At 73.5% G+C, this 26,720-nt stretch carries 25 protein-coding genes; 17 read left to right on the top strand and 8 right to left on the bottom strand.

Going from position 1 to position 26,720, the window contains the following annotated elements; translation table 11 throughout:
• The first annotated feature begins 18 nt into the window (after positions 1 to 18).
• Entirely contained in the window at positions 19 to 771 is a 753-nt protein-coding gene (locus PV410_RS18825; protein ID WP_500325931.1) for an SDR family NAD(P)-dependent oxidoreductase, read from the top strand.
• Positions 772 to 797: 26 nt separating this feature from the next.
• Here the strand turns inward: PV410_RS18825 and PV410_RS18820 are convergent, their stop codons facing one another.
• From PV410_RS18820 to PV410_RS18810, 3 genes are read right to left on the bottom strand one after another with little or no spacing between them, the layout of a single operon-like run.
• Positions 798 to 1,385 carry a hypothetical protein gene (locus tag PV410_RS18820; RefSeq protein WP_500325929.1) on the bottom strand — a complete coding sequence of 196 codons (588 nt, stop codon included), beginning with the start codon at positions 1,383 to 1,385 and terminating at the stop codon, positions 798 to 800.
• Positions 1,382 to 2,989: a sensor histidine kinase gene (locus PV410_RS18815; protein WP_500325927.1), complete on the bottom strand. Its 1,608-nt coding sequence runs from the start codon at positions 2,987 to 2,989 to the stop codon at positions 1,382 to 1,384. The genes PV410_RS18820 and PV410_RS18815 overlap by 4 nt, the downstream gene beginning before the upstream one ends.
• On the bottom strand, positions 2,986 to 3,675 hold the full coding sequence (locus PV410_RS18810; protein WP_500325925.1) for a response regulator: 690 nt from the start codon (positions 3,673 to 3,675) through the stop codon (positions 2,986 to 2,988). The genes PV410_RS18815 and PV410_RS18810 overlap by 4 nt, the downstream gene beginning before the upstream one ends.
• 184 nt (positions 3,676 to 3,859) lie before the next feature.
• Between PV410_RS18810 and PV410_RS18805 the strand changes: the two genes are divergently transcribed.
• The 9 genes from PV410_RS18805 (at position 3,860) to PV410_RS18765 (ending at position 13,524) form a co-directional block, all read left to right on the top strand.
• Positions 3,860 to 4,705: a DUF3152 domain-containing protein gene (locus tag PV410_RS18805; protein ID WP_500325923.1), complete on the top strand. Its 846-nt coding sequence runs from the start codon at positions 3,860 to 3,862 to the stop codon at positions 4,703 to 4,705.
• Between the two features lie 131 nt (positions 4,706 to 4,836).
• Positions 4,837 to 5,778, top strand: coding sequence for a hypothetical protein (locus PV410_RS18800; protein WP_500325921.1), 942 nt, complete (start codon positions 4,837 to 4,839; stop codon positions 5,776 to 5,778).
• Positions 5,779 to 5,792: 14 nt separating this feature from the next.
• Positions 5,793 to 7,157 carry a peptidoglycan-binding protein gene (locus PV410_RS18795; protein ID WP_500325919.1) on the top strand — a complete coding sequence of 455 codons (1,365 nt, stop codon included), beginning with the start codon at positions 5,793 to 5,795 and terminating at the stop codon, positions 7,155 to 7,157.
• Positions 7,154 to 7,876 carry an ABC transporter ATP-binding protein gene (locus tag PV410_RS18790; RefSeq protein ID WP_500325917.1) on the top strand — a complete coding sequence of 241 codons (723 nt, stop codon included), beginning with the start codon at positions 7,154 to 7,156 and terminating at the stop codon, positions 7,874 to 7,876. Before PV410_RS18795 ends, PV410_RS18790 begins: the two co-directional genes overlap by 4 nt.
• Positions 7,873 to 9,135 (top strand): ABC transporter permease, encoded by a 1,263-nt coding sequence (locus tag PV410_RS18785; protein ID WP_500325915.1) that lies wholly within the window; start codon positions 7,873 to 7,875, stop codon positions 9,133 to 9,135. The genes PV410_RS18790 and PV410_RS18785 overlap by 4 nt, the downstream gene beginning before the upstream one ends.
• 230 nt (positions 9,136 to 9,365) lie before the next feature.
• Positions 9,366 to 10,025, top strand: coding sequence for a two-component system response regulator CseB (gene cseB, locus PV410_RS18780; protein WP_500326214.1), 660 nt, complete (start codon positions 9,366 to 9,368; stop codon positions 10,023 to 10,025).
• Position 10,026: 1 nt separating this feature from the next.
• On the top strand, positions 10,027 to 11,298 hold the full coding sequence (locus tag PV410_RS18775; RefSeq protein WP_500325914.1) for an ATP-binding protein: 1,272 nt from the start codon (positions 10,027 to 10,029) through the stop codon (positions 11,296 to 11,298).
• A 152-nt stretch (positions 11,299 to 11,450) separates the two neighbouring features.
• Entirely contained in the window at positions 11,451 to 12,524 is a 1,074-nt protein-coding gene (locus PV410_RS18770) for a D-alanyl-D-alanine carboxypeptidase family protein (protein WP_500325913.1), read from the top strand.
• Between the two features lie 142 nt (positions 12,525 to 12,666).
• On the top strand, positions 12,667 to 13,524 hold the full coding sequence (locus PV410_RS18765; protein ID WP_500325911.1) for an endonuclease/exonuclease/phosphatase family protein: 858 nt from the start codon (positions 12,667 to 12,669) through the stop codon (positions 13,522 to 13,524).
• On the opposite strand, the gene PV410_RS18760 is transcribed toward PV410_RS18765, so the two are convergent.
• The 3 genes from PV410_RS18760 to PV410_RS18750 form a co-directional block, all read right to left on the bottom strand.
• Positions 13,491 to 15,941 carry a SpoIIE family protein phosphatase gene (locus PV410_RS18760; RefSeq protein ID WP_500325910.1) on the bottom strand — a complete coding sequence of 817 codons (2,451 nt, stop codon included), beginning with the start codon at positions 15,939 to 15,941 and terminating at the stop codon, positions 13,491 to 13,493. The two genes, PV410_RS18765 and PV410_RS18760, sit on opposite strands and share 34 nt — an antisense overlap.
• A 233-nt stretch (positions 15,942 to 16,174) precedes the next feature.
• Positions 16,175 to 16,675, bottom strand: a complete 501-nt coding sequence (locus PV410_RS18755) for a hypothetical protein (protein WP_500326212.1) — start codon at positions 16,673 to 16,675, stop codon at positions 16,175 to 16,177.
• Between the two features lie 2 nt (positions 16,676 to 16,677).
• Positions 16,678 to 18,093, bottom strand: a complete 1,416-nt coding sequence (locus PV410_RS18750) for a molybdopterin-dependent oxidoreductase (protein ID WP_500325908.1) — start codon at positions 18,091 to 18,093, stop codon at positions 16,678 to 16,680.
• A 257-nt stretch (positions 18,094 to 18,350) separates the two neighbouring features.
• On the opposite strand from PV410_RS18750, the gene PV410_RS18745 reads away from it, so the two are divergent.
• Genes PV410_RS18745 through PV410_RS18735 form a run of 3 tightly spaced genes read left to right on the top strand, consistent with a single transcriptional unit; the run spans position 18,351 to position 21,023 of the window.
• On the top strand, positions 18,351 to 19,487 hold the full coding sequence (locus PV410_RS18745) for a molybdopterin-dependent oxidoreductase (RefSeq protein WP_500325906.1): 1,137 nt from the start codon (positions 18,351 to 18,353) through the stop codon (positions 19,485 to 19,487).
• Positions 19,484 to 19,915 (top strand): hypothetical protein, encoded by a 432-nt coding sequence (locus tag PV410_RS18740; RefSeq protein ID WP_500325904.1) that lies wholly within the window; start codon positions 19,484 to 19,486, stop codon positions 19,913 to 19,915. The genes PV410_RS18745 and PV410_RS18740 overlap by 4 nt, the downstream gene beginning before the upstream one ends.
• A 52-nt stretch (positions 19,916 to 19,967) precedes the next feature.
• Positions 19,968 to 21,023 (top strand): NAD-dependent epimerase/dehydratase family protein, encoded by a 1,056-nt coding sequence (locus PV410_RS18735; protein ID WP_500325902.1) that lies wholly within the window; start codon positions 19,968 to 19,970, stop codon positions 21,021 to 21,023.
• A gap of 55 nt (positions 21,024 to 21,078) precedes the next feature.
• On the opposite strand, the gene PV410_RS18730 is transcribed toward PV410_RS18735, so the two are convergent.
• On the bottom strand, positions 21,079 to 22,191 hold the full coding sequence (locus PV410_RS18730; protein ID WP_500325900.1) for a sensor histidine kinase: 1,113 nt from the start codon (positions 22,189 to 22,191) through the stop codon (positions 21,079 to 21,081).
• Positions 22,181 to 22,900: a response regulator transcription factor gene (locus PV410_RS18725; RefSeq protein WP_500325898.1), complete on the bottom strand. Its 720-nt coding sequence runs from the start codon at positions 22,898 to 22,900 to the stop codon at positions 22,181 to 22,183. Before PV410_RS18725 ends, PV410_RS18730 begins: the two co-directional genes overlap by 11 nt.
• Before the next feature lie 114 nt (positions 22,901 to 23,014).
• Here PV410_RS18725 and PV410_RS18720 point away from each other — a divergent pair, with 114 nt between their 5' ends.
• From PV410_RS18720 to PV410_RS18705, 4 genes are read left to right on the top strand one after another with little or no spacing between them, the layout of a single operon-like run.
• Positions 23,015 to 23,743, top strand: a complete 729-nt coding sequence (locus PV410_RS18720; RefSeq protein WP_500325896.1) for a glycosyltransferase family 2 protein — start codon at positions 23,015 to 23,017, stop codon at positions 23,741 to 23,743.
• A complete protein-coding gene (locus PV410_RS18715) occupies positions 23,740 to 24,396 on the top strand; it encodes a TIGR04282 family arsenosugar biosynthesis glycosyltransferase (protein WP_500325894.1) in 657 nt (218 codons plus the stop codon). Before PV410_RS18720 ends, PV410_RS18715 begins: the two co-directional genes overlap by 4 nt.
• Positions 24,393 to 25,262 carry a methyltransferase domain-containing protein gene (locus tag PV410_RS18710; RefSeq protein WP_500325892.1) on the top strand — a complete coding sequence of 290 codons (870 nt, stop codon included), beginning with the start codon at positions 24,393 to 24,395 and terminating at the stop codon, positions 25,260 to 25,262. Before PV410_RS18715 ends, PV410_RS18710 begins: the two co-directional genes overlap by 4 nt.
• Complete coding sequence (locus PV410_RS18705) at positions 25,259 to 26,713, top strand: glycosyltransferase 87 family protein (protein WP_500325890.1); 1,455 nt, start codon at positions 25,259 to 25,261, stop codon at positions 26,711 to 26,713. Before PV410_RS18710 ends, PV410_RS18705 begins: the two co-directional genes overlap by 4 nt.
• Positions 26,714 to 26,720: the final 7 nt, after the last annotated feature.

Below are 26,720 nucleotides of genomic sequence, written 5' to 3'. Positions count from 1 at the left end.
CCGGCTGAGGAGGACCTGATGGGACGACTCGAGGGGAAGACGGCCGTGGTGACCGGCGCCTCGACGGGGATCGGCCTCGCAAGCGCCCGTCGCTTCGCCGAGGAGGGGGCCCACGTCTACGTCATGGGCCGGCGGCAGGTGGAGCTGGACGCGGCCGTGGCGCGCATCGGGCCCGCGGCGACCGGCGTCCATGGCGACGTCGCCGTCCCCGCCGACCTCGACCGCCTCTGCGAGCGCATCGCCGCGGACGGCCGCCGGGTCGACGTGCTGCACGCGAACGCCGGGGTGGGGGAGCGGGCTCCGCTCGCGGAGGTCACCGAGGAGCACCTCGACCTCCTCCTCGGTGTGAACGTGAAGGGCACGGTCTTCACCGTGCAGAAGGTCCTGCCGCTGCTGAACGAGGGTGCGTCCGTCATCCTCACGGCCTCGATCTGGACGGTCGAGGGCCCCGAGGGCTTCGGCGTCTACTCGGCCACGAAGGCGGCGATCCGGTCCTTCGCGCGCACCTGGGCCAACGAGCTCAAGGACCGGTCCATCCGCGTCAACGCCATCAGTCCGGGCACGATCGACACGCCCCAGCTCGACCAGGCGCTCGGGGCGGGCACGGAGGAGGGGCGACGCATGAAGGAGTTCCTGGTCTCCCGGATCCCGCTCGGCCGCATCGGCGTTCCGGACGACGTCGCCGACGTGGTCCTCTTCCTCGCGTCCGACCAGAGCCGCTTCGTCACGGGTACGGAGCTGTTCGTCGACGGCGGCACCGTCCAGGTCTGACCAGGGCCGGGGAGCGGAGGCCTTGCCTACGAGCGGCCGGCGTCGGGGCAGGCGTCGGCCGACTGCGTCATCGTCCATCCGTCCCCGCGCACATCGACGCCCTTGTACAACAGGGAGTCCCGCACGGCGACGGAAGGAGACGCGGCGGCGCCGCCTCCGCCCGAGACCGAGGGCAGCGTGGCGGAGGACCCACCCACGTGGGACACCGTGCACGCCAGCTGCAGCATGGCCGGGTGGCTGAGGGGAGGGATGCCTTCGGGGAGCCGGACGGAGACGAGGCCGGTCTTGCCGACCGTCACCTCCGGTGCGACCGCGAGGTGCGGCAGCTCCGTGGTGACCTTGTCGGCCTCGCCTCCGGCCGGTCCGTCGAACAGCAAGCGCACGGCGGCTGCAACGTCCGAAGGATCGGCGAGCTTGCGGCCGACGGGCGTCGGATCGCCGTTGAGCAGGAAATACAGGGACACGGGGGCCGTCACCGCGGGCTCGGGGGCGTAGAACATGCCGCTCGCCGGCGCGCCGGCCTCGATGACGCCGGACGGCGGGACTCCGCAGCCCGCCAGCGTGAGCCCGGCGGCGAGCCCGGCCGTCAGCGCCGCGACGCGCGCCCCCTTCACCGGGCACCTTCGATCACGTCGTCGGTGCCGTCGCCGTCGGCGGCCGAGTCGCGGTGCAGGGGGAGTTCGACGGTGAACGCCGCGCCGCCCCAGGGCAGGTTGGCCGCGGTGATGCGCCCTCCGTGCAGGTGCACGTTCTCCGCCGTGATGGCGAGGCCCAGACCGCTGCTCTCGCTCCTGGTCCGTGTGCTGTTCGCCTTGTAGAAGCGTTCGAAGATGTGCGGCATGGCGTCCTCGGTGATGCCCTTCCCGTTGTCGGTCACCTCGATGACGGCCCACGCCACGTCCGGCCGTTCCTCCCGCACGCTCATGGTCAGCCGTACCGGCGGCGCCCCGTGCCGCAGCGCGTTGCCGACCAGGTTGGCCAGCACCACGTCGAGCCGGCGCGGATCCACGCGGGTCCGGAGCACACCGGGCGGGGGCAGATGGGTCTCCACCTGGCCCTGCCAGCCGCGGGCGGCGAGGGAGTGGTGCACGAAGTCGGCCAGATCGATCTCGTCCACGTTGAGTTCGGCCGCGCCCGCGTCGAAGCGGGAGATCTCCATCAGGTCGTTCACCAGCCCGCTCAGCCGGCTGGTCCCCTCGCTGATCAGCCGCAGTGCCTCGCCGGTCTCCACGTCCAGCCGCAGGGCGTTCTCGTCGAGCACGTCGGTGACCGCCGTCATCGCCGCCAGCGGCGTCCGCAGTTCGTGGGAGACGTCCGCGACGAAGCGGCGCGCCTGGGCCTCCAGGCGGCGCAACTCCGCCACCGAACGCTCCAGTTCGGCCGCCGTGTGGTTGAAGGACTCCGAGAGGTCGGCCAGTTCGTCGGAGCCGTTGACGGCCAGGCGGACGTCGAGGTGGCCTTCGGCCATCCGGCGCGTCGCCCCGCGCAACGCCCGTACCGGACGGAGGACACCTCGCGCGGCCAGCAGCGCCAGGACGACGGCGAGGCCCAGCGCGACCAGGGAGGCGTGCTCGATGGCGCTGACCATCGCACTGACGTAGGCCTGCTCGGTGTCCTGCGGCACCACCAGGTACATCACGAGCCCCGACAGTTGGGGCTCCTTGCCCTCGCCGCTGGTGTACGTGACCGGCAACCCGACGACGAGCCAGGGACGCCCGTCGGTGGTCACCCGCTGGAACACCGCGGCGCGTTTGGTCGCCACGCTCCGGCGCAGTTCCGGGCTGAGCATGTCGAACTCGGCGCCCACCACCCAGGCGCGGAGGTCGCCGTACGTGGCCATGACCCGCCAGCCCTGGGACTGGTTGGCGCGGAACACCTGGTTCACCGCCGTCTGCAGGTCCGACTGGTCCGGATTCGTGGGGGTGTATTCGGCCACGGCGTCGACGCTGTCCCGGAACTGCTGGATGACGGCGTCCTGGCTCTGCTGCAGCACGCCGGTGCGCGCCTCCCGGAAGGTGACGGCTCCGGTGCTCAGTGCTCCGGCCATGGTCACCAGGACGAAGGCCACGACGAGGCGGGAGCGCAGGCCCCGCAGGGGGAGCGGGACCTTCGCCAGTGCCGCGCGGTGGAGGCGCGTCCACCTGGGGCCCTGCCCGGTCGCCGCGGCTTCGCGCTGCCGCACGGCCTTGCGCGGCCGTGCCGATCTCCGGCGGCTCACGCGGTACCGAAGCGGTAACCGAAGCCGCGCACGGTCTGGATGTACCGGGGAGCGCCGCCGAGCTCGCCGAGCTTGCCGCGCAGTCGTTTCACGCAGGCGTCCACGAGCCGTATGTCGCCGTAGTAGCTGTGCTCCCAGACCGCTTCCAGCAGTTGCTGGCGGCTGAAGACCTGCCCGGGCGAGGCCGACAGGGTCAGCAGCAGCCGGAGCTCCGAGGGGGCGAGTGCGACGGGTTCACCTCGGTGCGTCACCACGAGTCCGGCCCGGTCGATGGCCAGCTCGCCGTGGGACTCCGCCCTGGGGCGGACGGCGTCGGAGAACGACGCGTCCTGCCGGCGCAGCACGGCCCGTATGCGTGCGTCGAGCACCCGGGCCTGCACGGGCTTGACGACGTAGTCGTCCGCGCCGGCCTCGAGCCCCACGACCACGTCGATGTCGTCGCCCTTGGCGGTGACCATGATGATCGGCACCTGGTCGCGGTCGCGTATGCGGCGGCACACGTCGAGACCGGACATCCCGGGCAGCATGAGGTCGAGCACGACGACGTCCGGGTGGAAGGGGCGGAGCTGTTCCAATCCCTCTTCACCCGTTCCGGCGGCGAAGACCTCGTGTCCCTGGTGGCGCAGCCCCAGCTGGACGGCCTTCCGGACATCCGGGTCGTCTTCGACAATAAGGACTCGTGGCACGCCGACAGTCTAAGCAGATCGCGATCGGTGACCGGGCGGCGGAAGGGGCCCGCCCGGGAGCTGTTACAGAAGGGTCATACGTGGGGCGTGGGGCCGGCCGGTGGGTCACCGGAAGGCCGCTCGTTATCGTTTCGTGATGGCGTGAGCTCATGGCGATCATCTGAAATGACCAGTTTGAGCTGCCATGCATTCATCCCACCGTGCCGGACGCCACCGGGCCTCCCGTCGCAGGCGCCGTCCGCGCCGCCGGGGCCGGGGTTATCTGGTCGCCACGCTGGTGGTCGCAGGGCTGCTCGGCTCCGTCGCGTTCTTCCTGGACGACGGGCGAAGTGACGCGTCGAGCGGCGCCCCACGCCCGCGGAGCGTGGTGCACGTCACCCCCACGCCCACTCCGACGCCCACGCCCACACCGACCCCCACCCCGACGCCGACGCCGACCCCCACCAAAATCGACGTCCCCGCGACGGGCAGTGGCACCTTCGTCACCGCGCAGGCCGGCGGCGAGAAGGTCGGTCGCGGTCCCCGTCCGCTCCGCTACGTGGTGAAGGTCGAGACCGGCCTCGACATCTCGCCGGACCAGGCGGCCAACGAGATCGCCGACATCCTCGCCGCCCCCCGGGGCTGGACCCACAACCCCGCCTTCGCGTTCCAGCTGGTGAGCGCGGGGCAACCCCACGACCTCACGGTGCGGATCGCGACGCCGGGCACGGCGGACGCCCTGTGCTGGACGGGCATCAAGCAGGACACCCAGGGCGAGTACAACTGCGAGGTCCCCGGCGGGGTCGTGGTGAACCTCAAGCGCTGGGTCGAGGGCTCGCCGACGTTCGACGGCCCGATCCACGACTACCGGGCGCTGATCATCAACCACGAGATGGGGCACTTCCTGAACTACACGCACACCACCTGCGCGGGTCCCGGACAACTGGCCCCGGTGATGATGCAGCAGATCAAGGGCCTGCGCGGATGCGTCGCCAACGCCTGGCCCTACGACAGGAACGGTCGCTTCGTCACCGGCCCGCACGTGCAGTGAACCGGCGTTACAGCTCGGTCATGATCCGGGCCAGGGGCCATCACCTGCGGGCGCCAGCCTGGGACGCACGAACCCGGTGACGCCCCGCCTCAGGGCGGCGACCTCACTTCTCCTCGATCGGATGGAAGAGCATGTCTGGATCCCGCACTGTTCGGATACTGGCCGTGGCGGTGAGCCTGCTGCCGCTGCTGGCGGCCTGCGGCGCCGAGACGGCATCGCAGACGGCGGGCGGTGGCAAGGCCCCGACCGGAGCGCGGGGACAGCTCGACGTCCCCGCGAACGCCGGCGGGGAGCTCAAGAAGGAGTACCAGCTGCAGAACGCGATCGCGGCCTGCATGAAGAAGAAGGGCTTCCCCTACACCCCCATCGCCCCCGAGGACCCCGCGGCATCCTGGGCCGCCGACGGGGCGGACTACGGGCTGACGAAGAAGTACCGCCAGAAGTACGGCTTCGGCGTCTACGCGGGCGTCGTCTATCCCGACGATCCCCAGGCGCCGGGCAGCGAGGCCGCCCGGGACGACGCGAACGTCTCGCCCAACGCGGGCTACGTCGCCACGCTCACCGCCGCGCAGAAGGCCGCCTGGGACAAGGCCATGGGCGGCCCCCCGGACCCGAAGACCGGTGGCAAGCAGTGGACCGGATGCGACGGGGAGGCCAACAAGGAGGTCTACGGCAACGCGTCGGCCCAGGAACGCAGCGTCACGACCGCGCAGCGGAACCAGGCGAACGCGCAGGCGCTCAACGGCGATTCCCGGCTGGTGACCCTGGCGCAGTCGTACGCCTCGTGCCTGAAGGACCACGGCATCCCCGTCACGACGACGCAGCCGACCGGCATCGGGGAGATGGTGAAGCTGCAGGCGATGACCTCCGCCGCCCCCGGCGCCGGGGCCGGCGCCGCCGAGGCGAACCCCGACGGCAGCTCCACCAAGCCCATGGGCAAGGACGAGGCCATGCCCCTGCTCGCCAAGGACATCGACCTGGCGATGCAGGACCTGGAGTGCGGCAAGGCTTTCCGGGCCGCCTACTTCCCGAAGTTCTTCAAGGCCCCGACCAGCGGTGGCGGTGCCGGGTGAGGCAGCGCCGCAAGGTGAGCAGCCGGCCCAGGCAGCTCGGCGCCATCGTCGCCGGGGTGGGACTGGTGGGCGCGGGCGGCTGGTTCGCCGGATCGCAGATGCAGTCGCCGGCCGACGCGGCCGCCGCCCACCGTCCGCCGAAGGCCGGACCGGTCACCGTCGCCGTGGAACGGCGGTCGCTGACCGCGAGCGTGGTGGCCCAGGGCTCGGTGGAGTTCGCCTCACCGCAGAGCCTGGCGCTGGCCGGGCCGGTCGGGTCCCCGGACTCCGGCACCGGGGACTCCGGGGCCGGCGACGCCGCCGTCCAGCGCGTCACCAAGGCACCGGTCGCCGGATCGGAGGTGAAGGAGGGCGACGTGCTGATGCAGGTGAGCGGCCGGCCGGTGCTGGTGCTCAAGGGATCCGTCCCGATGTACCGCACGCTCGGTCCCGGCGCCTCCGGCGACGACGTCGAGCAGCTCGAACGCGCCCTGGCCCGCCTCGGGTTCAACCCGGGCGGAACCACCGGGACGTACGGATCCTCCGACGCCGCGGCGGTGAGCCGCTGGTACAAGAGCAAGGGCTTCCACGCGGAGGAGCCCGGATTCGCGGACAAGCAGCAGCTGGGGACGTTGGAAGCGGCCGTGACCACCGCACAGCAGGCGCTCCTGGACGCGCAGGACCCCGGCAGCGGATCCGGCTCCGGTGGGGAGTCCGGAAAGCTGCGGCTCAAGGCGGCGCAGCAGCAGCTGGACGCGGCCAACGCCGCGCTCTCCGCCTTCCAGGCCGGCTACGGCACCAAGATCCCGGCGGGCGAGGTGGTCTTCCTGCCGGACCTGCCGGCCCGGCTGGACAAGGTGTCCTTGAAGACCGGCGACACCCCGTCCGGAACGATCGGCACCGTGACCAGCTCCAAGGTCGTGGTGCAGGCCGTGGTCCCGGGCAGCGACGCCAAGCTGCTCCACAAGGGCATGACGGCCCAGGTGGAGACCCCCGACGGCACGAAGGTGCGGGGGCGGCTGGTGGCGCTCGGCGACGAGGTACCGAAGCACGACGCGGGCGACGGCAAGGACGCGCCGGGGACGTCGGTCGGCGGCGGCGGCGACGCGGCGGCTCCCGTACCGGTGCAGATCTCCGTCCCGTCGGGGAAGCTGGCCAAGAACGCCAACGGGTCCGCGATGGTCACCATCGAGGTGGGCTCCTCGGACGGCGACGTGCTGACGGTGCCCATCGCCGCGCTGCACACATCGGCCGGCGGGCAGGCCAGGGTGCAGGTCGTGCGGGGCGGCAAGGTCGTGGACGTCCCCGTGAAGGCGGGCCTGTCCGCGGACGGCCAGGTGGAGGTCACCCCGTCCGGTGACGACCTCACGGCGGGCGATCCCGTGGTGGTCGGACGATGACCGGCCCGGCACTGTCGGCGGTGCCCGACGCGGACACCGTCATCCAGCTGGTCTCCGTCGACCGGACCTTCGACTCCGAACCGCCGGTGCACGCCCTGCGGGACGTGAACCTGGCCGTCCGGCGCGGCGAGCACCTGTCGATCGTCGGCCCGTCCGGCTCCGGCAAGTCGACGCTGCTCAACACCCTGGGGCTGCTGGACCGCCCCACCTCGGGCGCGTACTGGCTCGACGGCGTGGAGACCAACACGCTCGGCGACCCGCAGCGCACCTCGCTGCGCGGCAGCCGGATCGGATTCGTCTTCCAGTCCTTCCACCTGCTGCCCTACCGGACGGTGGACGAGAACGTCATGCTCGCCGAGGCCTACCGCCGGCCGCGCCCCGGGCGCGGCCGGGCCGGCCGCCGCGCGAGGGCCGAGGAGGCACTGGGACGGGTGGGCCTGGCACACCGCACCGGCTTCCGGCCGGACCGGCTCTCCGGTGGTGAGAGGCAGCGCGTGGCGATCGCCCGGGCGCTGATGAGCGAGCCCGCGCTGCTGCTCTGCGACGAACCCACCGGCAACCTCGACAGTGAGAACACCGCGTCCGTGCTGGACCTCTTCGATCAGCTGAGCGCGCAGGGCATGACCCTGGTCGTGATCACCCACGAGGAGACGGTCAGCGCCCGGGCCGACCGCCGGGTGAGGATCAGCGACGGACGCCTCACCGAGGAGGACCGATGAGGACTCGCGCCCGGCGACGCGGCAGGGGCGGCGGCAGGGCCAGGGGCATCGAGCGTCCCTGGATGGACTTCCGGGACCTGTGGACCGAGGCGCTGGCGGGGGTGCTGGCCCGTCCCATGCGCTCCGCGCTGACCACCCTGGGCACCGTCCTCGGCATCACCACCCTGGTCATCACCATCGGGGTCTCGTCCACGGCGGGCAACCAGATCGTCGGCCGGTTCGACGCGCTGACCGCCACCTCCGTCACCGTGGTCGTGCCCGCGCCGCCGCCGTCGGCCGACCCCGTCCCTCTCGTGGACTGGCCGGGCGTCGACGCCGTCCGGCGGCTGGCCGGGGTCGACTCGGCGGCGGCCATCGCCGAATCCCAGGCGACCGCGAGCGTCCAGGTACGGGCGAACGACGTGGTGGCGCCCGGGGAGGTCACCGGGCAGACCATGGCGGTCGTCGCTGCGTCCGCGACGCTGCCCGCCGCGGTGCGCGGCACGATGACCGCCGGACGCTTCTTCGACGACGGGGACGTCGCCCGGCACGGCCGGGTGGCGGTGATCGGCGACCAGGCCGCACGGCTGCTCGGCATCGGCTCGGTCAAGGACGCGCCCGCCGTCTTCCTCAAGGGGCAGGCCTACACCGTCATCGGGATCCTCGGCGGAGCCGAACGGGAACAGCAGCTCGCCACCGCCGTGATCCTGCCGCCCACGACCGCGCAGGACCAGCTCGGCCTCGGAGTGGTCACCCGGGTACTGATCAACACCGCGCTCGGCGCGGCGAACCAGGTGGCCCACCAGGCACCCATCGCGCTGGCCCCCGGAGCCGAGGGCGCCCTCGCCGTCACGGCACCGCCCGACCCGGCCAAGGCACGCAAGGGCGTACAGGGCGACGTCAACGGCCTGTTCCTGGTCCTCGGACTGGTCTCGCTGGTGGTCGGGGCCATCGGCATCGCCAACGTGACGCTGGTGACGGTCATCGAACGGATCGGGGAGATCGGACTGCGCCGCGCCCTCGGTGCCTCGCGACGCCAGGTCGCCGGCCAGTTCCTGCTGGAGTCGACGACCATCGGACTCCTCGGCGGCGTCGTCGGCGCCGCCCTGGGCATGGTCGTCGTGGTGGGCGTCTCCGCCGTCAGGGACTGGACCCCGGTCCTCGACGTCCGGCTCGCCTTCGGCGCCCCGGTCGCCGGAGCCCTCGTCGGACTCCTGGCCGGTCTCTACCCCTCCCTGCGGGCCTCCCGCATGGAGCCCGTCGACGCCCTGCGGTCCTGAGGCGGGTGGTGGTGGGGCGGCCGTGGCATGAGCGCGTGCTGATACACGGTTGATGCGTGGCCGAGCACCACCGGACACCCGGCGGGGCATCCGCCTGGCGCATGATGGGAGTCCCCGTACCTGCGTCCGATGGGAAGAGAGTGTCGGTTCTGGTGACAGAGGGGTCCGTCCCGGCGTCCGTGGCGGTCCTGCTCGTCGAGGACGACGAGGTGATCCGCAGATCGGTCACCATGGCGCTGGAGCGCTACGGCTACCGCGTGACGTCGGCGGGTGACGGCCTGACCGGGCTCGAACTGTTCCGGGAGGGCCGCCACGACCTGCTGCTGCTCGACGTGATGCTGCCGGGCCTGGACGGGATCGGGCTGTGCCGCAGGGTCAGGGAGACCAGCATGGACCCGATCCTGATGATGTCCGCGCGCGGCGACGCCCTGGACGTCGTCTCCGGCCTGGAGGCGGGCGCCGACGACTACGTGGTCAAACCCGTGGACACCGCGGTGCTGGTGGCCCGGATCCGCTCGCTGCTGCGCCGGGCGACCTTCACCCCCGTCCCTGCCCCCGCAGCCGTCCCGCCCCCGGCGGACCCGGTGGGGCGGCCGGAGGACCCCGCCCGGCTCGTCTTCGGTGACCTGACGATCGACACCGCCGGTCTTGAGGTGTTCCGGGCGGGCGCACCCGTCGCGCTCGCCCCCACCGAACTGCGGCTGCTCCTGGAGTTCGCCGCGAACCCCGGCGTCGTGCTGGACCGGAACACCCTGCTGCGCAACGTGTGGGACTACGGCTGGGACGGCGACAGCCGTGTGGTGGACCTCTGCGTCCAGCGGCTGCGGAAGAAGATCGGGGCCGACCGGATCGAGACGGTCCGCGGCTTCGGCTACAAGCTGCGGCGCTGAGGTGGACACCGTACGGGACCTGCTCAACTGGCGTTCGCTGCGCTGGAGGATCGCCCTCCTCGTGGCTGTCGCCTGCTGCGCGATCGCGCTGACCGTCGGGGTGCTGGTCCACCGCAGCACCCTGGAGCGGTCGATGAACGACGGCGGCGCGAAGGCCACCGCCCAGCTGGACCGGGCCCTGGAGGACTACGCGCGCGACGGAGTGCCGCCCGAAGGGCTGGAGACGTCGCCCGCCGCGATGCCCGCCGGACTGCTGGACCGGCTGCGGCACGGGCAGGGGCCGAGCACCGGGCACGCCACCTGGTACGACGGTGACAGCCCCGGGGACCATCCGGAGATGTGGGCGGCGCGGATGTACGGGGGCGGCCCGGTGGCGATGAGCACCGACATGACGTCCGACCTGCTGACCCGGCGCGCCCTGGACCGGCACATGTGGAAGTACTCCCTGGCCGCGCTGGCCGTCGTCGTACCGCTCACGGCGCTCGCGGCCGAGCTGCCCAACCGCAGGCTGCGGCGCGTGGCACGGACCGCGCGCCGGATCGCGGCCGGTGACCTGGCCGCGAGGACCACGGACGGCCGCGGCGGCCGCGGCTGCCGCAGCGGCGACGAGATCACCGAGATCTCGGCCACCGTCGACTCGATGGCCGACAGCCTGCTCGGGCGGCTGACGGCCGAGCAGCGCTTCACCGCCGACGTCGCCCACGAACTGCGCACCCCGCTGATGGGCCTGGTCACCGCGAGCGGGCTGCTGCCCGACGGGGAGGCCACCGACCTGGTCCGGGACCGGGTGGGGGTGTTGCGCGACCTGGTGGAGGACCTGCTGGAGATCTCCCGGCTGGACGCCGGCGCCGAGCGGGCCGAACTCAGACCCGTCCCGCTCGCCGAGGTCGTCGAGGACGCGCTGGGCCGCACCGGGCTGCGTACACGGTTCGCCACCGACGGCACCGTGTACGCACGGACCGACCCGCGCCGGGTCGACCGGATCGTGGCCAACCTCGTCGTCAACGCCCACCGGCACGGCGGCGCGCCCGTCGAGGTCGCGGTGGCGGGGACGACGGTGACGGTACGGGACCACGGCCCCGGATTCCCGCGCGCGCTGCTCGCGGACGGGCCCCAGCGGTTCCGCACCGGGGCCTCGGAGCGCGGTCGGGGCCACGGCCTCGGGCTGACGATCGCGCTCGGCCAGGCCCGGGTCATCGGCGCGTCGCTGTCCTTCGCCAACGCGCCCGACGGCGGGGCCGTCGCCACGCTCCGGTTGCCCGCGGCCGACTGAGGCGCGGCGCAGCGCCGGACGGCGTTGATACACGACGGATGAGCGGCCGAGCGGTGGCCGAGGCACGGTCACGGCCGGGCCGACACCAGCGCGTTCCACGGTGGGCGGTGTGCGTGAGAGCCACGCCGTGATCCCGTGGAGGTGCCCCGTCCATGCGCCCAGTCCCCGAACCCCGCGAACGTGACACCGGTGGACCGCGGTCCGCGGCGGCCCGGTCGCTCCGTGCACGGCGCATCCCCGTGCCGGTCGCGGCCGGCGCGGCCGCCCTGGTCACCCTGATCGCACTGGGCGCGCTGGTCGTCGCCACGGGCGACGACGGCGACGGAGGCGACGGGTCCCGGACGGGCGGTCTCCTCGGCCGGCGGCCGGAGCACCGCCCCACGGTGTCGTTGCCCTGGCCGCACGAGGGGCAGACGAGCGTGCTGGTCGAGGGGCTCGGCGACGGAGGCGACCTGGGGGACCGTGGCGCGCAGAACCCGGTGCCCATCGCCAGTGTCGCCAAGGTGATGACCGCGTACGTGATCCTGCGCGACCATCCGCTGCGCGAGGGCGCGACCGGCCCCCGGGTCACCGTCGACCAGCAGGCCGCGGACGAGTCCGTGTCCGGCGTCGAGTCCAGCGTGCCGCTCAGGCAGGGGCAGCGGCTGGGCGAACGGCAGCTGCTGGAGCTGATGCTGGTCCCCTCCGGCAACAACGTCGCCCGGCTGCTGGCCCGTTGGGACGCGGGAACGCAGGAGGCCTTCGTCGTCAAGATGAACCGGGCCGCCGACCACCTCGGCATGGACCGGACCACCTACACCGGGGCCAGCGGCATCGAGGCCACCACCACCAGCACCTCCGGCGACCAGCTGAAGCTGGCCCGGCAGGTCATGCGCGATCCGGTGTTCGCAGCCGTCGTCGCCCTGCCCGGCACCACCGTCCCCGGAGTGCCCGGCACCGTCCTGAACACCAACACCCTGCTCGGCACGTCCGGCGTGATCGGGCTCAAGACCGGCTCCAGCACCCCCGCGGGCGGCGCCCTGATGTGGGCGGCCACCGCACCCGACCGCCGCGGACGTGGCCATCTCGCCCTCGGCGTCGTCCTCCACCAGCGTCCCGGCACCAGCCCGCAGGAGGGCCTGAACGCCGTCCTGGGCGTGAGCCACACCCTGGTGGAGGGCGTACGGCGATGGGTCGCCGGGACGGACCCCGCGTCCGCGGCCGGCGCCCGGTCCGGGGACCGGTGAGCCGGCCGTGACCACTCTCCTCCGCGCACCCGGCGCCCCGCCGGAACCCGAACCCGCTCGCGGACGACGGCCGGGCGGATGCCCGGGCACGTGGCGACGAGGACGCGTCGCCGCCGCCCTCGCGGCGTCGGCCGCACTCGTCATGACGGGCCACGCCCACGTCCCCAACGGGCCCGGCCACCTCGGCAGTCTCGTCGAGACCTTCCTGCCGTGGACCGGCCTGGCCGTACCGCTCCTGCTGCTGTGCGCACTGCTGCGGCGCTCCGCGACCGCCGCCGTGGCCGTCCTGCTGCCCGCCGTCGTCTGGTGCTCGCTCTTCGGCGGGGCACTGGCCGACAAACGGGCGGCCGGCGGGGACCTGACCGTCGTCACGCACAACGCCAACGAGCAGAACCCGGACCCGGCGCGCACCGCCCGTGCCCTGGCGGCCTCCGGCGCCGACCTGGTGGCCATCGAGGAAGTGGGCAACAACGCGCCGGCGTACGGCAGCGCACTGGGCGCCGCGTACCCCTTCCACTCGGTGCAGGGCACGGTCGGCCTGTGGAGCCGCTACCCGCTCACCGACACCCGGGCGGTCGACATCGCGCCCTGGCCGCGTGCCCTGCGTGCCACCGTCCGCACCCCCAAGGGGCCCGTCGCCGTCTACGTCGCCCACCTGCTGTCCGTCCGGTTCACCCCTGTGTACGGGTTCGGTACGGCCGGACGCGACGCCGCCGCGCGCGTTCTGGCCGGCGCCCTTCGCGCCGAACCCCTGCCCCGCACCCTGCTCATGGGCGACTTCAACGGCACCACGGACGACCGGGCCCTGTCGGCGGTCACGTCCCAACTGCGTTCGGCTCAGGCCGAGTCGGGTGCAGGGTTCGGCCTGACCTGGCCCGCGTCCTTCCCCGTGGCCCGGATCGACCACATCCTGGTGCGCGGTATGGAACCGCGGTCGGCCTGGACCCTCCCGGCCACGGGCAGCGATCACCTGCCGGTGGCGGCATCGGTCCGTCTGTAGGCGGGCAGGTCCACCTCCGCCCACACGACCTTGCCGCCGCCCGGCACCGGCCGGCAGCCCCATCGGCGGGACAACTGGGCCACCAGGTAGAGGCCACGGCCGTGGTCGTCCAGGGACCGTGCGCGACGCCGCCGTGGGAAGCACCCGTCCGCGTCGGACACCTCGCAGGTGAGGACCTGATGCCGGATCAGGCGCAGCACGACCGGGCCGGCGCCGTGGCACAGCGCGTTGGTGACCAGTTCGCTGACGATGAGCCTCGCCGGGTCCTCGAGCCCGTCCAGGCCCCAGGCGGTCAGTTGACGGGTCGTCACGTCCCGGGCCTGGCGGGCGGCGGTCCGGTCACCGGGCAGAGCGAAGGAGGCGACCTGGTCCGGGGCGAGGGAGCGGGTCCGGACCAGGAGCAGGGAGATGTCGTCGGACGCGGTCCGGCCGCGGAGGGCCTCCGTCGCGAGACCGCACAGGTCCTCCAGGGACCGGCCCGGCCGGGCGAGGGCGGTGCCCAGGCGGCGCATGCCCTCCTCGATGTCGTGGTCCCGGTTCTCGACCAGGCCGTCGGTGTACAGGGCGATGAGGCTCCCCTCGGGCAGCTCCACCTCCACGGCCTCGAACGGGTCTCCCAGCCCGATGCCCAGCGGGGCCCCGGTGGGCAGGTCGGGGAAGGTGACCCGGCCCTGCGGGTCGACGATGACGGGCGGGGGGTGACCGGCCCCCGCCATGGTGCAGCGGCGGGTCGCGGGGTCGTAGACGGCGTACAGACAGGTGGCGCCCATGACGGCGGGGGTCGCGTGGTCGTCACCCTCGGCCAGCCGCTGGAGGGTGTCGTCGAGGCGGGTCAGCAGTTCGTCGGGGGGCAGCTCCATGTCGGCGAGGGTGTGGACGGCGGTGCGGAGCCTTCCCATGGTCGCTGCAGCGTGCAGGCCGTGCCCGACGACGTCGCCGACGACGAGGGCGACCCGGGCGCCCGACAGCGGGATCACGTCGAACCAGTCGCCGCCGACACAGTGGTCCACGTCGGCGGGCAGGTAGCGCGATGCCGTCTCGACCGCTGCTCCGCCCTTCAACTGGCGGGGGAGCAGGGTGCGTTGCAGGGTGAGGGCCGCGGTGTGCTCGCGGGCGTACTGGCGGGCGTTGTCCAGCGACAGGGCGGCGCGGCCGACGAGCTCTTCGGCCAGCAGCAGGTCGACGTCCTGGAACGGCGACTCGTTGTCGGTGCGGACGAACAACGCCGTTCCCAGCAGCGTGCGCCGCGCCCGGATGGGAACGATCATGATCGAGTGCGCGCCGTTGCCGCGGAGCCGGTGCGCCAGCTCCGGCACGGTGTCGAGCCACGTGCCGGGAGCGGTGTCGAGCGTCGGCTCAAGGCGGGACCTGCCGGTACGCAGCACGTCGGTGAGGGGCGAGACCAGGGGCACACCGATCGGTTCGCCGCGCAGCCACGGGGATTCGGGGACCCCGGGGTGGATCGATGCGAGCCCGGCACGCCGGAAACCGGGCAGGCGCCTGCCCTCGGCGCCGACACGGACCGGAGGGCCCTCACCGAACGAGACCGACAGCTCCAGGTCCACGGCGACGTAGTCGGCGAGCAGGGGCACGGCGAGGTCGGCCAGCTCCTGGCCGGCCTGCATCACGTCCAGGGTGCTCCCGAGCCGCGCACCGGCCTCGCCGAGGACGGCGAGGCGCTCGTGAGCCCGCCGGCCCTCGACGACGTCCGCGCTGATGACGCACACGCCCAGTGCCTGGTCGTCCGCGTCCAGGAGGCATTGACAGGACACCGCGAACGGCCGCTCCCGGCCCGGAGCCGTCGGGAGCCAGGTGCGGTACTCGTGGACCCTGGAGGTGCCGCTCCGCAGCACCTGCCGCATCAGCGCCTCGATGGCCCGCGCCTCGGCGCCGGAGCGGATGTCGGGGAACCGGCGCCCGAGGCGCCGGTCACGGGGAAGGCCGTCGTGGCTCGCCATCGTTGCGTTCACGCCGGTGCACCGCAGTTGCCGATCACGGATGATGACGCCGATCGGCGCGCGGGTCAGCAGCGATCCCCGCACCGAGCCGTTGATGGAGCCGGCGGACGACGTGCCGGCATTGATCAGGGAGGCGAGCCACTGCGTCTCGCCGTCATGCCCCTGCACCATCGAGATCCGCAGCGTGGTGTCGACCATGCGGCCGTCCCGGTGGCGCACCGCCGTCACGCCAGGCCAGCCGTTCCGGGCGCGGCACTGCTCGACGAAGGCCGACATCGACAGCGCCGCCCCGTACGACGGCAGCACGTGGGCGGCTGACCGGCCCACCATGTCGCCCGCGGAGAGTCCGACGAGCTGCCGGGCGGCCTGCGTCCATCCGACCACGGTCCCCTGCTCGTCGAGCAGGGCGATGGCGGTGTCGGATATCTCGGCCGTGTTCAGCTGTTTGCCAAGAGACAAGTCGGGGCTGAATGTGGTCGCCAAGTGGCTGCCCTCGGATGGATGGGGGATGGGTGCGACAGGGGCGCGGAGCTTTGTTTGCCCCCTTTTGAAATGTTGACCGGGCAACCATCCGTTTTGTGACAACCGGCGTGCGTAGCGTCGTGACCTGCGGTTCTTCCGCAGAAGGGTGCTTGAGGCAACGTGTTCTCCCGGATGGTGGATCCACGCCGGTGTGCCCCCTCTGGCTCTGGTCACGGGTCCTGCGCGTCCCTCCGTGGGCGCCGTCGCTGCTTGTCGCGTGACCGGCGCATCCCGCGCAGCCGGAGGGCGAGGATCAGGGCCGAAACGCCGAACAGGACGGCGGTGACGGCCAGCCACCGGCCGAGGTAGACGGCGTCGGTGAGTCCTGTGGCGCCCGGGTAAGGGGCGGGCAGGCGGAGGATCAGGGGGAACCAGACCAGGAGGAGCACGCCGGACAGGAAGGCGGGCACGCGGAGGTGGTTGGTCCAAGCCCGTCCCGGCACGGCCCGGGTCCGGTGCCGCAGTACCGAGCGGGCCGAGAGGTCGGCGAGGGAGTACAGCGGCAGCAGGATCAGGTCGTGCAGGACCGCCGCACCCACCAGCCAGATCGCGACCTCCACGGGCCGGACGGCGAACAGGCGTACGCAGGCGTAGCCGGTGACGGCCAGGGAGCAGACCAGGCGGAGCAGGTGCAGGGGGTTGGCGCCGTACCAGCGCAGGTAGCGGGCCATGGTCAGGCCCGGAAGGTGAGTCGGTGCACCCACTTGGTGTTGTTGACCCCGGGGTTGGCCGGCACGATGACGCGCGCCGGGTAGCCGTGGTCCATGGACAGGTACGCACCGTTGACCCGCAGGGCGAGCAGGGCCCTCGGGTCGTGGATCTGGTTCCCGCGGAGCATCACCGAGCGGTACGGCCCCGAGGGCTGGACGGACTCGACCAGCACGCTCCCGGCGCCGGGCAGACCGCTCAACGCCGCGAGGTCGGCGAGCCGCAGGCCCTCCCAGCGCTGGTCGGTGGTGGACCAGCCCTCCACGCAGGCGATCGGCAGGGCCGCGCGATGCCGTGGCATCGCGCTCAACTGCTCGCGGGAGAGGACCAGGGGCCGTCCGACGCCGTGCACCTCGAGCCGCCAGGAGGGGCCGACGAGCTCCGGGGTCACGCCGACGGACGCGGCGGTCTTGTTGATCTGGAAGGCGTCGGGTCCGCCGCCCGGATCGCGATCGTGCGGGGCGAGCAGCGCCGTGCCGCGCAGCCGCCCACCGATGCTCTGCCCTGCCGTGACCGCCAGGAGCAGGAGCGATCCGGCGCCGACCATACCCACGGCGCCCCGCCGGCTCATGGTGGCGGCCGCTGGTGCGACCGGCACCAGGCCGTCCGCATCGGGAGGTTCGGGCCGGGTGCCAGGGACGCCGATGCGCAGTTCCCGGAGGGGATTGCGACTGCGCAGGGCGCGCGTCATCCGGCGGAGCCTCAGGCTGACGTGGACGGCGAACGCGGCGATGAACACCCAGGCGCCGTAGAAGTGCAGGGTGTAGAAGGAGCCGGGGAAGACGTAGAACAGCTGGACGTTGAAGATCCCGGTCACGAACTCGAAGACGACGCCGCCCACCAGGAGGAGCAGCGACAGCCGTTCCAGCGCCTGGGCGGCCGATCGCAGCGGCGGCCATGCGAAGAGCTTGGGGATGACCGACCACAGCTTGGCCAGCACCACCGGCACGAGAGCGACGCCGAGCGTCACGTGAACGCCCTGGGTCAGCCGGTAGAGCCAGGCGGGGTGGGTGGGCCAGTCGAAGAGGTAGAAGCCCAGCAGCCCCTTGTCCGGGGTCTGGTCGTTGAGCGGGCCCAGATCCGGGTTGTACGCGGCGTACGAGAGCGCGCCGGTCACGAACACCACCGGGATGCCGAACAGCAGCACCAGACCGAAGACCGACGTCAGCCACGGCCCCCGGATCGGGCTGCGCCAGAACTCCGGACGGAAGGGACCGGTCGTTCCGGCGGCCGCCGCCGCGCGTCGTGCGCTCTCCCTCGCGCGCTCGACCGCCGTTGCGGTGAACTCCCTCAGCGGCCGTCGTGGAGGCGCCTGGGGCTCCTTCGGGCGACCCGGAGGTCCGCCCGAACCGGCCTGTGACGGCTGATCGTGATCGCGCATCGACTGACCCTCCGCTGCCAGGGCGCGTGCCGGAGGGCAACGGCCGTGATCTCGCCCCCACACATAGCCCGACCTCGGCCGTCTGTCGTCCCGCCACCACCGGGGACCGCGAGATTCCAGCCGAAGAGGCGTGCGCTCGGGGTAGGGGGGCGTCCGGGCGCCTCGCGTCGGCGGGCCCGGCCACCGGGAGTGGACGTCCCTGTTCCGTAAGGGGTCGGGGCGTTCCGCGGCGGCCTTGCGGCGGCTGTGATGGAGGCATGAGATCGCGCTTGTCTCCGCCGGTGTTCACCGGCAGGCTCCATGATCCCCGCACGGCGACCTCGATCGGACGCTGGCTCGGACTCGCCTTCGTCGTGTGCTTCGTCACCGGCCTGATCAGCCACGTGCTGCAGCATCCGCCCATGTGGCTGGCCGGTGGTCTGCCGACCCGCCCGGTGTGGGGCTACCGGCTGACGCAGGGGCTGCACGTCGCCTCGGGTGTCGCGGCGGTTCCGCTGCTGTCGGCGAAGTTGTGGACGGTCTACCCGCGGCTGTTCTCCTGGCCGCCGGTTCGGTCGGTGCGGCACGCCCTGGAGCGGTTGTCGGTCGCGGCGCTGGTGGCGGCGGCCGTGTTCGAGGTCGCCACCGGCCTGCTCAACACCGCGCAGTGGTACCCGTGGCCGTTCTCGTTCGTGCCGGTGCACTACGCAGTGGCCTGGCTGCTCACCGGATCGCTCGTGCTGCACGTCGCCGTCAAGGCCCCGGAGATCCGCGCCCACTGGAGGCGGCGGTCGCCGGGAACCCTGGCGCTGCCCCAGGAGGACGGGGCCGACCGGCGCTCGCTGCTCGCCGCCCTGGCGGCAGCGGCCGGCATGGTCACCGTGACCACGGTGGGACAGTCCTTCACCCCGCTCAAGGGCCTCATCCTGCTCGCGCCACGCCATCCGGACCACGGCCCGAGCGGCCTGCCGGTCAACCGCACCGCCGCCGCTGCCGGCGTCGGGCTGATCGTGGCCGACCGCTATCGCCTGACGGTGGCCGGGCCGCGGCCCCGCACGCTGACACTGGATGAGCTGAGGGGCCTCCCGCAGTACGGGGCGGAACTGCCGATCGCCTGCGTGGAGGGGTGGAGCAAGACGGCGCACTGGACGGGGGTGCGGGTCATGGACCTCCTGGACCTCGTGGGGGCCCCGCCCGACGCCCGGGTACGGGCGGTGTCGCTGCAGACGCGGGGCGGCTACCGGGTCTCCGAGATGGGGCACGAGTACGCCCGCGACCCGCTGACCCTGCTGGCGCTGCGCCTCAACGACGAGGAGCTCACCCCCGACCACGGCTACCCGGTGCGCCTGATCGCCCCGAACCGGCCCGGTGTGCTGCAGACCAAGTGGGTAGGCCGGCTGGAAGTGCTGTCGTGAGGACGAGCGTGACGCGGCGGCTCACGGGCGCGGCCGGTCTGGTGCTGGCGGGAGTGGGCGCGTACCAGCTGCTGGGGGTGGGCGACCTGACGGGCGTTCTGATCTGGCTGGGCGGCGCGGTGGTGCTGCACGACGTGCTCATCGCGCCGCTGGTGCTGCTCATCGGGTCGGTGCTGGTCCGCGGGGGCGTGCGCGGCCCCGTCCGCGGGGCGCTGATCGTCGCGGGCGCTGTGACGGCGGTCGCCCTGCCGGTGATGCTGCGCCCGGGGAAGCCGGCCAACTCCTCGGTCCTGCCGCTGGACTACCCGCGCAACTGGCTGGTCACGCTGGGGGCGGTGGCGGTGGTCGCGGTCCTCGTGCTCGTCGTGCGGGGTGCCCGCCGCGGCCGTCGGCCAAGACGCGCGGCGGGAAGGCTTACGAACCGCTGACGTGTCGGCGTCGTACGGTCGCCGGCCGGGCCGGTGGCCGTACGGTCGGGACATGTTGATCCTGGTCACCGGAGGTGCGGGCTTCATCGGCTCGCACGTCGTCACCGCCCTCACCGGCGCCGGGCACGAGGTGCGCGTGCTCGACGCCCTGCTGCCCGCCGCGCACCGCACGCCCCCGCCGGTTCCCGACGGGGTGGACTGGAGGCACGCGGACGTCCGTGACGCGGCGGAGGTGTCCGAGGCCCTGCGGGGCGTCGATGCCGTCTGCCATCAGGCGGCGATGGTCGGCCTCGGCAAGGATTTCGCCGACGCACCCGCCTACGTGGGCTGCAACGACCTGGGCACCGCGGTGCTCCTGGCCTGTATGGCCGCGGCCGGAGTGAGGTCCTTGCTGCTGGCGAGTTCGATGGTGGTCTACGGCGAGGGACGGTACGAGTGCCCGTCGCACGGTGTCGTGGGGCCGGGACCGCGCGAGGTGGCCGACTTGCGGGCGGGACGCTTCGAACCTCCCTGTCCGCAGTGCGGCGAACCGCTGGCGTCCGGGCTGGTGGACGAGGACGCCCCGCTCGACCCGCGCAACGTCTACGCCGCCACCAAGCTGACTCAGGAGCACCTCGCCTCCGCCTGGGCGCGCGCGGTGGGCGGACGGGTGATCGCGTTGCGGTACCACAACGTGTACGGGCCGGGGATGCCGCGTGACACCCCGTACGCCGGGGTCGCGTCGCTGTTCCGGTCCGCGCTGGAGCGCGGTGAGGCGCCACGCGTGTTCGAGGACGGCGGCCAGCGTCGTGACTTCGTCCACGTACGGGACGTGGCCGGGGCCAACCTCGCGGCCCTGGACGGACTGCCCGGTCTGCCGCAGGGGTCCGCGAGGGCGTACAACGTCGGCAGCGGTGAGCCCCACACGGTGGGGGAGATGGCCGCCGCCCTGGCCGGGGCGCACGGCACGCAGATGGTGCCGGTGGTCACGGGCGAGTACCGGCTCGGCGACGTCCGCCACATCACCGCCTCCTCGCGCAGGCTGCGTGAAGAACTGGGCTGGAAGCCGCGGGTCGCCTTCGCCGAGGGGATGACGGAGTTCGCGACGGCCCCGCTGCGAAGCGGCTGACCCGTCCGCCCGGACGGCCGCAGGGCGGGTCGGGTCCGCCTGCCCGCCGGGCGCCTCAGGCGGCGGCGGGCAGCCGGACCTCGAAGCGGCAGCCGCCGGGGACGTTGCGCACCGCCGCCCGGCCCCTGTGGGCCTCCACGATCCCCCGGACGATCGCCAGGCCCAGACCCGCTCCGGCGGGCGGGGTCCGTGCGTCGGTGCCGCGCCAGCCGGTGTCGAAGACACGGGGCAGGTCCTCCGCGGGGATGCCGCCGCAGCCGTCCGTCACCGACACGACGACGCTGTTCGCCTCCCGGCGGGCGGAGACCGCGATCGTTCCGTCGGCCGGAGTCCGGTGGATGGCGTTGACGAGCAGGTTGGCCAGCACGCGGGACATCTCGCGTCCGTCGACCTCGACCGGGACCGGCTCGACCCCGTCCCCGACGATCCGCACACCGTGCTCCATCGCGAGGGTGGCCGCGCCCGCGAGCGCGTCGCCGACGAGGTCGTAGACCGACATGCGGGTGGTGTTCAGGGCGAGCACGCCGGCCTGGATGCGGGAGAGTTCGAAGAGGTCGCCGACCATGCCGCTCATGCGTTCGACCTCCGCGCGGATGCGGGCGTGGTACAGGCTCGGGTCGTCGACCACGCCGTCCTCCAGGGCCTCGGTCATGGCCTGCAGTCCGGCGAGCGGGGTGCGCAGGTCGTGGGAGATCCATGCGACCAGCTCGCGGCGGGATTCCTCCAGGGCCCGCTCACGCTCCCTGGACGCGGCGAGCTTGGCGCTGGTGGCGGCCAGTTCACGGCCGAGTTCGGCGAGTTCGGCGGTGGGTGCGGCGGCGGGCGGGGTGAAAGTGCCGCCGTCGCCGAGGGCGCGGGTGGCCTCGGCGAGGGCCCGGCTGCCGCGGACCACGCCGCGGCCGAGCGCGAGCGCCACCCCGAGCGAGACGACCGCGGCGATGGAGCAGACCATGGTCACGACCCACAGGTCGTGGTCGGACAGGAACATGGCCCAGGACACCAGCATGGTTCCGCCGAGCATCGCCGCGACCGCGACGGCGGCGACCACCGCCAGGGACACTGCGACCGAGCGATTGCGCAGCAGCCGCAGAACGCCCGTGCCGAGCAGGCCGGCACAGGCCGCACCGATGGCCGCGTAGGCCACGATGAGGAGGGTGTCATGCACCATCGGGGGCTCCCTCGTCCGCGGTCGGAGGGTCGAACCGGTAGCCCACGCCCCACACGGTGCTGATCAGGCAGGGGTGCGCCGGGTCCTCCTCGACCTTCTCGCGCAAGCGACGGACGTGGACGGTGACGGTCGACAGGTCGCCGAACTCCCAGCCCCACACGCGGCGCATCAGCTCCTCCCGGCCGGCAGCTCGCCCGGGATTCCGCAGGAAGAACTCCAGCAGGTCGAACTCGCGGATCGTCAGGGCGAGTTCGACGCCGTGGCGAGTGACGCGGCGTGCGCCGGGGTCCAGGGCGAGGGGGCCGGCCCGCAGCTCCGATCCGGCCGGGGTCGCACGGGCGGCCTGGTCTCCCGTACGGCGCAGCACCGACTCCACCCTGAGCACGAGCTCGCGGGGGCTGAAGGGCTTGGTGACGTAGTCGTCGGCCCCGACCTCCAGGCCGAGGACGCGGTCCTCCTCGTCACCGCGCGCCGTCAGCATGATCACGGGGATCGGGCCGTCGTCGCGGATGCGGCGACAGACCTCGAGGCCGTCCATGCCGGGAAGCATCAGGTCCAGGACGACCAGGTCGGGGGCCCGGACGGCGGCCAGGGCCACGGCGGTGGGGCCGTCGGCGGCCACGTCGACGTCGAAGCCGGCCCGGTTCAGGTAGCCGACGACGACCTCGGAGACGGTGGCGTCGTCGTCCACGACGAGTACGTGTTTCACGCCACCGAGTGTGGCACCCGGCCTTCGGCCGACGGTGGGAGCGGAGGCGGACGTCAGCGATCCGTAAGGTGCCCATATCCCTTTTGAGCTTTTTGTCTCCGTAGGGTGAGTGGGGTGATCGAGACATCCCCTCCTCCTTCCGCCCCGGTGGACGTGGTGCTGCCCTGCCTCGACGAGGCCGAGGCCCTGCCGTGGGTGCTGGACCGCATCCCCTCCCGCTGGCGCGCGATCGTCGTCGACAACGGGTCCACCGACGGCTCGGCGGACATCGCGCACGCCCTCGGGGCGCACGTGGTCCACGAACCGCGCCGCGGTTTCGGTGCCGCCTGCCACGCGGGGCTCACCGCCGCGACGGCCGACGTCGTCTGCTTCTGCGACTGCGACGCCTCCCTCGACCCCGCGCTGCTGCCCGCCGTCGCCGCGCCCGTCCTCGACGGCGTGGCCGACCTCGTCCTCGGCCGGCGCAGGCCCGTCACGCGCGGCGCCTGGCCCCTGCACGCACGGCTGGCCAACCTGGAGCTGGCGCGACTGGTCCGCCGGCGCACCGGCCTGCGCCTTCACGACCTCGGACCGATGCGCGCCGCCCGCCGCGATTCCCTGCTCGCCCTGGACCTGACCGACCGTCGCTCCGGCTACCCGCTGCAGATGGTGGTCCGCGCCGCCGACGCGGGCTGGCGGGTGGAGGAGACGGACGTGCCGTACCGCCCGCGCAGGGGCCGCTCCAAGGTCACCGGCACCTGGCGCGGTACCTGGCACGCGGTACGGGACATGCGTTCCGTCCTCGCCGAACCTCCCTCCGCCGACCTGGCGCCCGCGGCAACGGCCCGGGGAACCGGACGGTGAGCCCCCGCCACCCGGCCGGGAGCCCGGCCACGCTGCTGGTCATCGCCAAGGAGCCCGTCCCGGGGCGGGTCAAGACACGGCTCACCCCGCCCTACACGCCCCTGGAGGCGGCCACCCTCGCGGAGGCCGCCCTCGCCGACACGCTGCACACGGTGCTCAAGACCCCCGCTCGGCGTCGCGTCCTCGTTCTCGACGGCGCTCCCGGACCCTGGCTCCCGCCCGGCTTCGACGTCGTGCACCAGGGAACCGGCGGCCTGGACGAGCGGATCGCGTCCGCCTTCGCCCGCTGCGACCGCGGACCGGCCCTCCTGGTCGGCATGGACACCCCGCAACTGACCGTCGAACACCTCGCGGGGGCCGGACGCGACGGCCACGAGGCCTGGTTCGGCCCGGCCGAGGACGGCGGCTTCTGGGCGCTGGGACTCGCCGATCCGGGGCGCGCCGCGGCCCTCGTACACGGCGTCCCGATGTCCACCGGGCACACCGGTGCGACGCAGCGGCGACGGCTCGTCGAGGCAGGGCTCAGCGTGGGCGACCTGCCGGTGCTGCGCGATGTGGACACCGCCGCCGACGCCGCCGCGGTCGCCGCGTGCTGCCCGCCCGGCTCGCGCTTCGCCACCACGCTGAACTCGCTCGCGGAGACCGGCCGGTGAGCGGCACCGCAGGCGGTTCGGAACCCGCCCTCGCCGAGCGGACGCCGCGGACCGCGGCCGGCTGGAAGACCCGGACGGTGGCCCGCCCCGCCGGTCTCCCCGCACAGGCGCAGCCAGCCGCGCGGCAGTGGCCGGCGCAGCCGGGGGAACCGTGGACGGACGACCCCTACGTCCATGCCCTGCGCACCGGTCGCGGCCCGCTCTTCCTGCGCCGCCTGTCGCCTCCGGCCCCACCGGACGGCGCCGGAGGGGAAGGGGAACTGCTGCCGCTGGACGTCGAGCGCTGGTGCGCCGCCCCCGACGCAGCGGACGCCGCCGTCCTGAACCGCTGCACCGGCCCCGTCCTCGACGTGGGTTGCGGACCGGGGCGTCTGGTCGCCGCCCTCGCCGTCCGGGGGGTTCGGGCACTCGGCGTGGACGTGAGCCCTGCCGCGGTGGCCCGGACCCGGCAACACGGCGGTTCCGCCGTCCGCCGGTCCGTCTTCGACCGCCTGCCGGGGGAGGGGCGCTGGGGCAGCGTCCTGTTGATGGACGGCAACGTCGGCATCGGTGGCGACCCGTTGGCCCTCCTCACCCGCCTGCGCACCCTGGTCTCGCCGGGTGGACGCCTCCTGGCAGAGGCCGCTCCGCACGACGAGGACGAGCGCCTGACCGTCCGGGTCGAGGACGGCCACGGCCGGCACGGCCGCCCGTTCCCCTGGGCCCGCCTCGGCACCACCGTCCTGCTGCACACCGCCGAAGCCGCGGGGTGGATCCCGGCAGGCCGGTGGACCGCCGAAGGCCGCTCGTTCGTGGAACTGCGCCGCCCGCGGTCCGGCCACCGTGACGAGCCACCCACGGCCACCGGAGGGACCGGACGACCATGAGCGACGCAACCGCCGCACAGCACCAGTCCCCGCAGCCGCCGACCGGCCCGCCCGAGGCACCCGTCAACCGCGCACCGGCCCGTGTCCGCACCATCGCCGTCGCGGTCCTCCTCGCCGCACTGACCGTCGTCGTCATCGGCACCCTCCGCGCGGGCGACAGCCAGCGCGACCCGGGCCGCCTGTCGGCCGGATACGCCGTCGCCTGGACGCTGTTCGCCGCCTCGGCATGGGCCGTTCGCAAGGTCCCGGCACGCGCCGCCACCGCACTGGTCCTGACCGGAGCGGCCGCGGTGGCGCTGGCCGGGCTCGCCGCACCACCCCGCACCAGCACCGACATGTACCGCTACGCCTGGGACGGCCGCGTCCAGGCCGCGGGGATCTCCCCGTACGCCCATCCCCCCGCCGCACCCGAACTCGCCACGCTGCGGGACGACTGGCTGTTCCCCGCCACGGGTTCCTGCCGGGGCTGGGGACTGGCCCGGACGGACAGCGGCCTGTGCGCCCGCATCAACCGTCCCACCGTCCCGACCATTTACCCGCCCGTCGCCGAAGGCTGGTTCGTCACCGTCCACGTCCTCTCCCCGCAGGGCAGCCGCCACAAGCCGCTCCAAGCAGGCGGCGCCGTCGTGGCGTTCGGCACCACCGTCGCGCTGCTCGCGGTGCTGCGCCGGCGCGGCGACCCACGCCGGGCCCCGGCCCGCACCGCTCTGTGGGCGTGGTGCCCGGCCGTCCCCTTCGAGGCGGTCGACAACGCCCACGTCGACACCCTCGGTGTCCTGCTGACCGTGCTGGCCCTCGGTACCGCCACCGCGGGCGCCCGCCGTGGAGGACTGCTCGGCGCCGCCGTCGCCGTGAAACTGCTGCCGCTTCTGACGCTCCCCGGCGCGCTGTCCGGGGAGCGCAGTCCGGCCCGCATCCTGCGCACGGTGTCGGCGACGGTCGCCGTGGTCGCCCTCGCCTACCTGCCGTACGTCGCCGCGTCCGGCACGGGCGTCCTGGGCTACCTGCCCGGCTACCTGCAGGAGGAGGGATACGAACCCGGGGACGTGCACCGCTTCGCCCTGCTGCGTCTGCTGCTCCCTGACGCCGCCGCGGGAATGGTCGTCCTCGTGCTGCTCGCACTCATGGCCCTGTACGTATGGTGGCGCGGCGACCCCACCCGCCCCTGGCGCGGCGCCCTGCTGCTGACCGGTACGGCGCTGCTGCTGGTCTCGCCCAACTACCCCTGGTACTCACTGCTCGTCGTCGGCCTCGTCGCGCTCGACGGCCGCTGGGAGTGGCTGGCCGTCACCCTCGCCGGCACGGTCCTCTACCTCGGGGGCCGGTTGCTGCCGGGCGTCCCTCTCCAGGCGTGGGCCTACGGCACGGCCGCCGTGTGCGTCGTGTGCGGGGCCTGCCTGCGGGCCGCCCCGGCACAGCGACTCTTGGACGGGCGTCGGTTGGGCACCTGACGTACCT

The organism is Streptomyces sp. PA03-5A (assembly GCF_033792725.1).
Taxonomy (GTDB): Bacteria; Actinomycetota; Actinomycetes; order Streptomycetales; family Streptomycetaceae; genus Actinacidiphila.
This window is presented reverse-complemented; position numbering and strand designations above follow the sequence as displayed.